At 68.3% G+C, this 9,397-nt stretch carries 12 protein-coding genes; 10 read left to right on the forward strand and 2 right to left on the reverse strand.

Annotated features, from left to right (window positions below):
- Positions 1-97: 97 nt before the first annotated feature.
- The gene (locus tag EFK10_RS51815; protein ID WP_127353952.1) at positions 98-595 is read right to left on the reverse strand and encodes an SMI1/KNR4 family protein; all 498 of its coding nucleotides are present in this window, start codon (positions 593-595) and stop codon (positions 98-100) included.
- 97 nt (positions 596-692) lie between these two features.
- On the opposite strand from EFK10_RS51815, the gene EFK10_RS01350 reads away from it, so the two are divergent.
- From EFK10_RS01350 to EFK10_RS01380, 7 genes are all read left to right on the forward strand, one after another.
- Positions 693-1,346, forward strand: coding sequence for a response regulator transcription factor (locus EFK10_RS01350; RefSeq protein WP_127353953.1), 654 nt, complete (start codon positions 693-695; stop codon positions 1,344-1,346).
- A 5-nt stretch (positions 1,347-1,351) separates the two neighbouring features.
- Positions 1,352-2,566 (forward strand): sensor histidine kinase, encoded by a 1,215-nt coding sequence (locus EFK10_RS01355; RefSeq protein WP_240676909.1) that lies wholly within the window; start codon positions 1,352-1,354, stop codon positions 2,564-2,566.
- A 73-nt stretch (positions 2,567-2,639) separates the two neighbouring features.
- On the forward strand, positions 2,640-3,185 hold the full coding sequence (locus tag EFK10_RS01360) for a hypothetical protein (RefSeq protein ID WP_127353954.1): 546 nt from the start codon (positions 2,640-2,642) through the stop codon (positions 3,183-3,185).
- Positions 3,186-3,208: 23 nt separating this feature from the next.
- Entirely contained in the window at positions 3,209-4,237 is a 1,029-nt protein-coding gene (locus tag EFK10_RS01365; RefSeq protein ID WP_206305260.1) for a peptidoglycan-binding protein, read from the forward strand.
- Entirely contained in the window at positions 4,234-4,938 is a 705-nt protein-coding gene (locus EFK10_RS01370; RefSeq protein WP_127353956.1) for an ABC transporter ATP-binding protein, read from the forward strand. The genes EFK10_RS01365 and EFK10_RS01370 overlap by 4 nt, the downstream gene beginning before the upstream one ends.
- Position 4,939: 1 nt before the next feature.
- Complete coding sequence (locus EFK10_RS01375) at positions 4,940-6,121, forward strand: ABC transporter permease (RefSeq protein ID WP_127353957.1); 1,182 nt, start codon at positions 4,940-4,942, stop codon at positions 6,119-6,121.
- A gap of 50 nt (positions 6,122-6,171) precedes the next feature.
- The gene (locus tag EFK10_RS01380; protein WP_206305261.1) at positions 6,172-7,317 is read left to right on the forward strand and encodes an alpha/beta hydrolase family protein; all 1,146 of its coding nucleotides are present in this window, start codon (positions 6,172-6,174) and stop codon (positions 7,315-7,317) included.
- A 160-nt stretch (positions 7,318-7,477) separates the two neighbouring features.
- On the opposite strand, the gene EFK10_RS01385 is transcribed toward EFK10_RS01380, so the two are convergent.
- Positions 7,478-7,690, reverse strand: a complete 213-nt coding sequence (locus tag EFK10_RS01385) for a hypothetical protein (RefSeq protein ID WP_127353958.1) — start codon at positions 7,688-7,690, stop codon at positions 7,478-7,480.
- A gap of 17 nt (positions 7,691-7,707) precedes the next feature.
- Here EFK10_RS01385 and EFK10_RS01390 point away from each other — a divergent pair, with 17 nt between their 5' ends.
- The 3 genes from EFK10_RS01390 to EFK10_RS01400 all read left to right on the forward strand — a co-directional run bounded on the left by EFK10_RS01390 (position 7,708) and on the right by EFK10_RS01400 (position 9,027).
- Positions 7,708-8,241: a hypothetical protein gene (locus tag EFK10_RS01390; protein WP_127353959.1), complete on the forward strand. Its 534-nt coding sequence runs from the start codon at positions 7,708-7,710 to the stop codon at positions 8,239-8,241.
- A 94-nt stretch (positions 8,242-8,335) separates the two neighbouring features.
- Positions 8,336-8,638, forward strand: coding sequence for an ArsR/SmtB family transcription factor (locus tag EFK10_RS01395; RefSeq protein WP_127353960.1), 303 nt, complete (start codon positions 8,336-8,338; stop codon positions 8,636-8,638).
- Positions 8,635-9,027 (forward strand): VOC family protein, encoded by a 393-nt coding sequence (locus EFK10_RS01400; protein WP_127353961.1) that lies wholly within the window; start codon positions 8,635-8,637, stop codon positions 9,025-9,027. The genes EFK10_RS01395 and EFK10_RS01400 overlap by 4 nt, the downstream gene beginning before the upstream one ends.
- Positions 9,028-9,397 lie beyond the last annotated feature (370 nt).

Raw genomic sequence — 9,397 nt, forward strand, 5'->3', positions numbered from 1 at the left:
AAGCCGTCCGCTGCCTGCCCCTACCCCGTCGCGATCATGCCCCACACACAAAGAAGCCCCTGCTCATCGAACAGGGACTCCCTTTGCCACAACGCACTCAGAGCCCGTCGGTCTCGGGCCAGCACCAGGGCTCCTCGTCCTCTACCGCGAGATGGCCCGGGATGCCGTGCTCAAGCTTCCCGTCGAGCCACATGCTCATCCTGTCACGCAGGGTCAGATCGCACTTGTGCCGGTCTCCCTGGTCCCACCACCACATCTGCCCCTCCGGGTGACGGCAGTCGAGCATGGACCACATGGCACAGCCGTGGTTGCAGACCAACAGCACCCCGTGAGGCGGAGAAGGTGGCGCTTGCTCTTCTGGATCCGGACCGGGCTCGTCGTACTGGAGATACATCTCCAGCATGCTTGGCCCGTCGCTCGTATATCCGTCGCGAAGGCCTTCGATGCCGCCGAAGGGACCGAAGCCACCGTTGGCCACCTCCGTATAAAGGCGGCGGAGGAGAGGCGGGAGTGGGTAGCCGATGATGCGCTCAGCCTCCGCCAGCGCCTCCGCCGATGCGGGCGTCGGCGTAACTTCGCCGCGAATCTCCCCTATCGCTCAGGACGCGCTCCGAGTCGGGCCGTTGTGACAACTGTGTGACCGGCTCACCCGTACGCTAGCGGTCCGGATCTGCAGGGGGACGGGGAGACGGATGAGGGTCCTGGTAGTTGAGGATCACGTGCGGCTCGCCAATTCGGTGGCGCGGGTTCTGCGGCGCGAGGGCATGGCGGTCGACGTGGCGTATGACGGGACGGGGGCGCTTGACCGTGCCGTCGGGGTGGACTATGACGTGGTGGTCCTCGACCGGGATTTGCCGGGGGTGCCCGGCGACGAGGTGTGCCGCCGGCTGATGCGGGAGCCGCGGCGCACCCGGGTGCTCATGCTGACCGCGGCCGGCACCATCGCCGAGCGGGTGCAGGGCCTCACCATCGGCGCGGACGACTACCTGCCGAAGCCGTTCGCCTATCCGGAGTTGGTGGCGCGCATTCGGGCGCTCGGCCGGCGTTCCCAGCCCGCCGTGCCGCCCGTGTTGGTGCATGGTGACCTGGTGCTGGATCCGGCCCGGCGGGTCGCCACCCGTGCTGGGACGCGGCTGGCGCTCAACCCCAAGGAGCTGGCGGTCCTGGAATACCTGCTCGCCGCGCAGGGCCGGGTGGTCTCCGCCGAGGAGCTCCTGGAACGGGTGTGGGACGAGGCCGCCGATCCGTTCACGACGACGGTGAAGGCCACCATGAACCGCCTCCGGTCGAAACTCGGCGAGCCGCCCGTCATCGAGACCGTTCCCCGGGCTGGCTATCGAATCTGAACGGGATGGGAATCCTCGTGGGCCTGACGTCAAAGCTCTCCGGCATGCGGGTCCGGCTGCGGCTCACCCTCCTGTACGGCGGGCTCTTCCTACTCTCCGGCGTCGTGCTGCTGACCATCACCTACCTGCTGGTCGCACACAGCACGCCGAACGTCGCGATGTCCACGCACAGCACGACGCCGTCCGGCGGGCAGAGCACCAGCATCTTCCTGGGGGGGACCTTGCCGGCGGACGCCCAGCTGTCCGAGGCGGATCGGCGCATCGCCGAGGCGTTCCAGGAGCAGGCCCGCCAGCAGCAGGCGGAGATTATGAATCAGCTGCTCGTGAAGTCGGGCGTAGCGCTGGCCATCATGTCGGTCATCTCGACCGTGCTCGGCTGGTTGGTGGCCGGGCGGGTGCTGCGGCCGCTGCGCGCCATGACCAACACCATTCAGCTCATCTCGGCGCGGAATGTGCACAAGCGGCTGGCCGTCACCGGGCCGCGCGATGAGCTCAAGAATCTCGCGGACACCGTCGACGGGCTGCTCGGCCGGTTGGAGGCGGCGCTGGACTCGCACAAGCGGTTCGTCGCCAACGCCGCGCACGAGTTGCGTACGCCGCTGACGCTGGAGCATGCCCTGCTGGAGGAGGCCGTCCTCGATCCGGCCGCGACGGCGGAGGAGTTCCGGGCCCAGTTCGAGGAACTGATGCTCGTCAGTGAACAGCAGGCCCGGCTCCTCGAGTCGCTGCTCGTCCTGGCGACCAGCGAGCGCGGCCTGGACCGCCGGGAGAGCGTCGACCTGTCCGGGCTGGCCGGCGACGTACTGCGGGCCGCCGAGCCGAGGGCGCGACAGCAAGACCTGGCCGTCGTGGCGGAGGTCCGGCCCGCGACGGTCACCGGCGACCCCGCCCTCGTCGAGCGTCTGGTGGCCAACCTGGTCGACAACGCGATGAGTTACAACGTCCCGGACGGGCGGGTAGAGGTGGCGACGGGCACGGAGGGCGCGCGCTCGTTCCTGTCGGTGACCAACACCGGGCCGCCCGTCCCACCGGAGACGGTGGATCTGCTGCTCAACCCATTCCAGCGGCTCGACCGGACGGCCGACGACGGTCATCACGGCCTCGGGCTGTCCATCGTCCAGTCGATCGCGGCTGCCCACTCGGCGGACCTGACCGTGCGGGCCCTACCGGGCGGCGGCCTCGCGATCAGGGTGTTGTTTCCGGCCGAAGAAAACGGCTGAAGACCGCCGAGTAAGAGCGGTTCAGCGTTGTTTGTTCCCGTGGTGTGACCGGTCGAAGCGTAGAACGGTACGCATGTCGAAGAATCAGCGTCCACTGTGGATCGTGTCCGCGTTCGTCCTGCTGCTTGCGGTGGGAGCGGCGGGTTGCGGCCGTCATGATGACCCGGCGGTGGCGACCGCCAACTCCGGCGCGCCGAAGGCCAGCGCCGGCGCGGCGGCCAACGGCGAGAAGTCGCTTTTGAAGTTTTCGCAGTGTATGCGCGATCAGGGCCTCACGTGGTTCCCCGACCCGCAGCCCGACGGCGGGTTGGTGGTGCACAACCCCGACGGCGTCGACCAGAGCAAGTTCGATAAGGCGGAGCAGGCGTGCAAGAAGTACTACCCCGCAGGGAGCGGGGCCGGCCCGATCCCCGCTGAGGATCTGGCCAAGATACGGCAGGTGTCGCAGTGCGTGCGGGACCACGGATTCGCGAAATATCCCGACCCCGATGCGAACGGCTCCATCACGGTCGACTCCAAGGTTCTCGGAGTTGAGCCCACCGACCCGGCCTTCCAGAAGGCGATACAGGAGTGCAGCAAGTACATGCCGGCTCCGAAGAGCAGCAAGGGAAACTCTTGATGGGTGCGCGACGCACCGCGGGGGTGGTCGCCGGCGTGCTCACGGTCGGTGCTGTGACCGCTGCGATCGCGGTCTTCAACCTGCCGAAGGCGCAGAGCAGCCCCAACTCAGCCGACAACCTGCCCGCGTCCACCGCCGAAATCACCAAGCAGACGCTGATCGACCGGGAGAACCACGACGGCACGCTCGCCCACGGCGACACCACGACGATCTCATCGCGCGGCAACGGCACCGTAACGGGGCTGCCGGTGGAGGGCGCGACGGTCAGCCGCGGCAAGGCGCTCTTCCACCTAGACAACAAGCCTGTCACCCTGCTCTACGGTTCGCTGCCGGCCTATCGCCCGCTCTTGGCGGGCGTGAAGGGCACCGACGTCAAGCAATTCGAGCAGAATCTCTGGGCGCTCGGCTACCGGGGATTCACGGTTGACGAGACCTACAACACCGCGACCGCTTCCGCGGTCAAAACCTGGCAGAGGAAGCTCGGCCTCATCGTGTCCGGCACGGTCGATCCCAGCCAGATTGTGTACGCCGTCGGCGAGGTCCGCGTGGACTCACTCAGCACACAGGTGGGGACGGTGATCGGGCCCGGCGCCGCGGTGGAGAAGGTCACCGGCACCTCGCCGCTGGCCACGGTAGCGCTGGACATGAGCTCGGCACGGCTCGCGAAGGTGGGCGCCACGGTGCAGGTCACCCTGCCTGACGGGAAGGTCGTTCCAGGCGAGATCATCAAGGTCACCATGGTCGTGAGCCCGGGCGAGAACGGCGAAGCGGCCACCACCAGGATCCACGTGACGATCCAATTCGACTCGGCGGTCGAGAGCATGGGCACGGCTGCCGTCACCGTCGCGTTCACCGCCGGCCAGCGGCCGAACGTGCTGGCCATTCCGGTGACCGCGCTGCTCGCGCTCGCCGAGGGCGGGTACGGCGTGCAGGTCGTCGACGGCACCACCACGCGGATCGTGGCGGTGCAGACCGGGCTGTTCGCCGACGGCAAGGTGGAGATTACCGGGAACGGGCTGGAGGCCGGCATGAAGGTGGCGGTGCCATCATGATTCCCCTCGAAACCATCGTGACCGCTCCGGACACCGTCGCCGGCCAGCCGGTGATCGAACTGGCCGGCGTCACCAGGACCTACCCTGGTGGGGTCACCGCGCTGCGCTCGGTCGACCTGGTCGTCGACGACGGCGAGCTGCTGGCGATCGTCGGGCCGTCGGGCTCGGGCAAGTCCACGATGCTGAACCTGATCGGCACGCTGGACCGGCCGTCGCAGGGAACCGTGCGAATCGACGGGCACGACGTGGCGTCGCTGTCCGACCGGCAGCTCTCCGCGCTGCGGGCCCGGCGCATCGGCTTCGTCTTCCAGCAGTTCCACCTCGCACCGGGGCGGGACGCGCTGGGCAACGTCGCCGACGGACTGCTCTATTACGGCGTACCGAAAAAGGAGCGTGAGCGACGCGCGGAGGCCGCGCTGGTCCGCGTCGGTCTGGGCAACCGGCTCACCCACCGTCCGCACCAGCTCTCCGGCGGCGAGCGCCAGCGGGTGGCCATCGCGCGAGCGGTCGCGGGCGACCCGGCGCTGCTGCTCGCGGACGAGCCGACCGGAAACCTCGACTCGGTCTCTGGCGCCGGGGTGATGGAACTGCTGCGCGAGCTGAACGAGGCGGGCACGACGATCCTGGTCATCACCCACGACCGAGAGATCGCGAACAGCCTGCCGCGGCAGGTGCCGATGCGCGACGGGCAGGTGATCTGAGATGTCCCTGCGGCCTGCCCGGCTGCGCCAGTCGGACCTGGCCCGACTCGGCGGCTACGGCCTGCGCTCGCGCCCGCTGCGCGCCGTGCTGTCGGCGCTGGGCATCGCGATCGGCATCGCCGCGATGACCGCGGTGGTCGGCATCTCCGCCTCCAGCCGCGCCGACCTCGACCAGGAGCTTGCGAAGCTCGGCACCAACATGCTGACCGTGTCGCCCGGCAACACGATGTTCGGCAAACGGGCCACGCTGCCCGACGAGTCGGTCGCGATGATCAAGCGGATCGGCCCGATACTGTCGGCCACCGCGACCGGCGTGCTCAGTGAAAGCCACGTCTATCGCACCGACCGGATCCCGGCGACGCAGTCCGGCGGCCTGTCCGTGCTCGCGGCCAAGCTCGACCTCCTCAAGACGGTCGGCGCCATGCTCGACCACGGCGCCTGGCTCAACGCGGCGACCGACCGGTATCCCACGGTGGTGCTCGGCGCGACGGCGGCCGAGCAGCTCGGCAACGTGCCCGCCGTCTACATCGGCGGCCGGTGGTGGGTCGTGGTCGGGGTGCTGCAGAAGGTACCGCTCGCACCGGAGCTCGACTCGGCGGTGCTCATGGGGTGGCCGGCAGCCACGACGTACCTGGGCTTCGACGGGCATCCGACGACGGTCTACACGCGGTCGGTGGAGGTGCAGGTGGAGGCGGTGCGTGCGGTGCTCGCGCCCACGGCCAACCCGGAGGCGCCGGGCGATGTGCAGGTGTCGAAGCCATCCGACGGGCTGGCCGCCCGCCGCGCCACGAACGCCACATTCACCGCACTGCTGCTCGGGTTGGGCGCCGTCGCGCTGCTCGTGGGCGGGATCGGCGTCGCCAACACGATGGTGATCTCGGTCCTGGAACGGCGCTCAGAAATCGGCCTGCGCAGGTCGCTGGGCGCCACCAAGGGCCAGATCCGTACCCAGTTCGTCGCGGAGTCGCTGCTCCTGTCGCTGATCGGTGGCGCGCTCGGCGCGCTACTCGGCTACCTGGTGACCGGAACGTACGCCACGACGCAGACCTGGCCCACGGTCGTTCCGCTGTGGGTCCTCGCAGGCGGCGTCGGCGCGACAGTGCTCATCGGCGCGATCGCGGGACTGTACCCGGCGATCCGCGCGGCCCGCCTCGCACCCACAGAAGCCTTGGCGGCGACCTGACGGAAGTCGTTCCTGGCATCGATTCAATCCAACTAGAGGAAAGGGTATCCATGCATCTCGTCCCTCGAAGGCGCGTTCTCGGCGCCGCGCTCGCCATCGCCACCGGGCTGACGTTGCTGCCGCAGCCAGCAAGCGCGGCAACCACCGTCGTCCTGTCACTGCCAGCGCCGACCGGTCCGCACCATGTGGGTGCGACCGTGCTCGACCTGAAAGACACCTCCCGCGCCGACCCGTGGGTACCGACCGACCCGACCCGGGAACTCATGGTCACCATGTGGTACCCGACCGACGTGAACCACGGCACCGCGATCCAGTACGAGACGCCGGCGGAGTCGGAAGGGTACGTCACGGGCAAGCACCTGGAGGACTACACCTCACCCGACAGCCTCAGCGAGGTATCCACCCACGCGTACCTGAACGCGCCACCGGCCGGGCAGCCGCACAGCCTTCCGCTCATCGTGCTCTCACCCGGCTACACCGCACAGCGCAGTTCCCTGACCAGCCTGGCCGAAGACCTGGCCAGCCACGGATACGTCGTGGCGGCGATCGACCACACCTACGAGACGTACGCGATCCAGTTCTCCGACGGCCGGATCGCCACCTGCGCCACCTGCGCGATCGACGACGAGGACACCTTCTTCCCGAAACTCTTCCAGGTGCACGCGGCCGACGTCTCATTCGTGCTGAACGAGTTGACCGGCGCGCACCCGGCCTGGTCGGGCAGCCGCCTGATTGACGCGACCCGGATCGGCATGGCCGGGCACTCGGCCGGCGGCGCGGCCGCGCTCTCGACCATGCTCGCCGACCCGCGCATCGACGCGGGCATCGACATGGATGGGACGACCTATGACCAGCTTCCCGACAGCGGGCTGTCCCGGCCGTTCATGTTCCTCGGCACGCAGGCCGAGCACTCGCCGGGCCAGGACTCCACGTGGGACCACGACTTCACCCGGCTGACCGGTTGGCGACGCTGGCTCACGGTGACCGGTGCCGCACACAATTCGTTCGCCGACTACGGGGCGTTCGCCGATGAGATCGGCCTGGATCTGGGGGCCACCATCACGGGCCTGCGCTCCATCGAGATCACCCGCCGGTACACCCGGGCCATGTTCGACCGGCACCTTCGACACATCCCGCAGCCACTGCTGGACTCCGCGTCATCCTGCTACCCCGAGGTGGCCATCGTGGCGAAGTAGTTTCCGCGCGTGCCTGCGGTCCAGCGTTCAGCCGGTTGCCAGGAACCGGGCGATCTCCTCGACGCTGTGCCGCAGGCGACCGCCCGCTCTGCAAGCACCAACGTCCCGATTGTCAACCCTCGCCGACCTGCAACGACGTCGGCTGGAGTTTCGCTGAGGGTCAGCGTCGCTGGGAGCCGTAATAGCCGTCGCGTCGCACCTTCGCATGCAGCCGAGAAACCGCAAGTTCCGGGCCCTCGATCACAGGTTGAGGGTTCGTATGCTGACAGGTTGGGTGCACGAAACCGTGGGTAAGCAGACGGCTGCCCATGTCCGTTGGACGCCCCGCCTGAACGCGGGCCTTGACTGCCTCCAGCACCTCGTCATCGGTCACGCTGCTGATGATCGCAGATGCCCACGACCGACCCCGACAGCACAAAACCCGCCCTGGCCTGGCACTTCGACCAGCAGGCCATCGACGCGGAAGCGGCCACCGACGGCTGGTACGCGCTGCTGAGCAACCTCGACCCCAACGAGGCCGACGCGGCCGGGATCCTCATCCGCTACAAGGGCCAGCCCACCGTCGAGCGCCGCTACGGCGAGTTCAAAGGCCCCCTCGCAGTGACCCCGATGTTCCTGCACCACAACCGGCGCATCGCCGCACTGATCACCGTGATCTGCCTGGCCCTGCTGATCTTCTGCCTGATCGAACGGGAAGTACGCCGGACCCTCCTCCCGGCCACCGGCCTCATCGGCTTCTACGCCTTCGACAACCGCACTGTGAAGCCCACCGGACGCCTGATCCTCTTCGCACTCAGCCGCATCCGCTACCTCCCCGCCCACAACGGCTCACCACCCCGGATCCTCATCCCCGAACAGATCCAGACCCGCCTACTCGAACTACTCAAGATCGATCCAGCCCAACCCTGCTGGACGACGGAGTGATTTGTCGGCGGCCACTGACCGCCGACGGCGGGTCGACTCGGGGCGCAGCGCACCTCGCTTGATAGGCAAGTGAGCAGTTGCCTATACTGTGGTTGTGGCCGACGACCTTTTCAAAGCCTTGGCCGACCCCACCCGCCGCATCATCCTCGATGAGCTCACGGAGAAGTCCGGACAGACACTGTTCGAGATCTGCTCGCGACTGAGCATGAAGCATCAGCTCGGCATCTCGCGCCAGGGAGTCTCCCAGCACCTTGCCGTGCTGGAGGCCGCCGGGCTCGTCGAGACCAGACGGGAGGGCCGCTACAAGTTCCACGACCTGAATACGGCCCCGCTGCGGCAGATCGCCGAGCGATGGCCCGTGCCCGACACATCCAGACCGCAGGAGAGCACTCCATGAAGATCCACCTGACCAGCATCTTCGTCGACGACCAGGCCAAGGCCGAGCACTTCTACACCGAGATCCTCGGCTTCGTGAAGAAGCACGACGTCCCGATCGGCGAGAAGGACCGATGGCTGACCGTCGTCTCGCCCGACGAGCCCGGCGGCACCGAACTCCTCCTGGAGCCCGCCGGCCACCCGGCCGTCAGGCCCTACCGCGACACGCTCGTCAACGACGGCATCCCGCTCGCCCAGTTCGCCGTCGATGACGTGAAGGCGGAGTACGAGCGCCTGCGCGGCCTCGGCGTCCGCTTCACCCAGGAGCCCCTGGAGATGGGCCCCGTCACCACCGCCGTCTTCGACGACACCTGCGGCAACCTGATCCAGATCGCGACACAGCCGCAGTAGCCGTTCGGCTGTATGCGGGGCTCGGCCGCGGCGAGGTTCGAGGACGGCGCGTCGCGCACCGCCTTCGAGCGGCCCGGGCACCGGACCGCTCCACCCCCGGCGCCCTCGCCACCGTCATGCGCGACGTCGCGCCGTCACCGGCAACTCGACACCGCATGATCAGGACCCACAGCTGCCGCGCCTAAGGCCGTGACACAAAGTATCCATTGGCGGCCAGTTGACTCCCCCCCTAACCGGCCGCCAGTGGGGAAGCTGCTGAACTGGCCGCTGTCAGTGCGTTGTGGCAAAGGGAGTCCCTGTTCGATGAGCAGGGGCTTCTTTGTGTGTGGGGCATGATCGCGACGGGGTAGGGGCAGGCAGCGGACGGCTT

The organism is Streptomyces soli, assembly GCF_003999195.1.
Classification (GTDB): domain Bacteria; phylum Actinomycetota; class Actinomycetes; order Streptomycetales; family Streptomycetaceae; genus Actinacidiphila; species Actinacidiphila soli.

What these genes read in the sequence shown, in the direction of transcription:
- EFK10_RS01390 (WP_127353959.1), top strand. Translation starts at nt 7,708, where the DNA reads ATGCCCACGACCGACCCCGACAGCACAAAACCCGCCCTGGCCTGGCAC.
- EFK10_RS01375 (WP_127353957.1), top strand. Translation starts at nt 4,940, where the DNA reads ATGTCCCTGCGGCCTGCCCGGCTGCGCCAGTCGGACCTGGCCCGACTC.
- EFK10_RS01380 (WP_206305261.1), top strand. Translation starts at nt 6,172, where the DNA reads ATGCATCTCGTCCCTCGAAGGCGCGTTCTCGGCGCCGCGCTCGCCATC.
- EFK10_RS01355 (WP_240676909.1), top strand. Translation starts at nt 1,352, where the DNA reads ATGGGAATCCTCGTGGGCCTGACGTCAAAGCTCTCCGGCATGCGGGTC.
- EFK10_RS01360 (WP_127353954.1), top strand. Translation starts at nt 2,640, where the DNA reads ATGTCGAAGAATCAGCGTCCACTGTGGATCGTGTCCGCGTTCGTCCTG.
- EFK10_RS01400 (WP_127353961.1), top strand. Translation starts at nt 8,635, where the DNA reads ATGAAGATCCACCTGACCAGCATCTTCGTCGACGACCAGGCCAAGGCC.
- EFK10_RS01370 (WP_127353956.1), top strand. Translation starts at nt 4,234, where the DNA reads ATGATTCCCCTCGAAACCATCGTGACCGCTCCGGACACCGTCGCCGGC.
- EFK10_RS01350 (WP_127353953.1), top strand. Translation starts at nt 693, where the DNA reads ATGAGGGTCCTGGTAGTTGAGGATCACGTGCGGCTCGCCAATTCGGTG.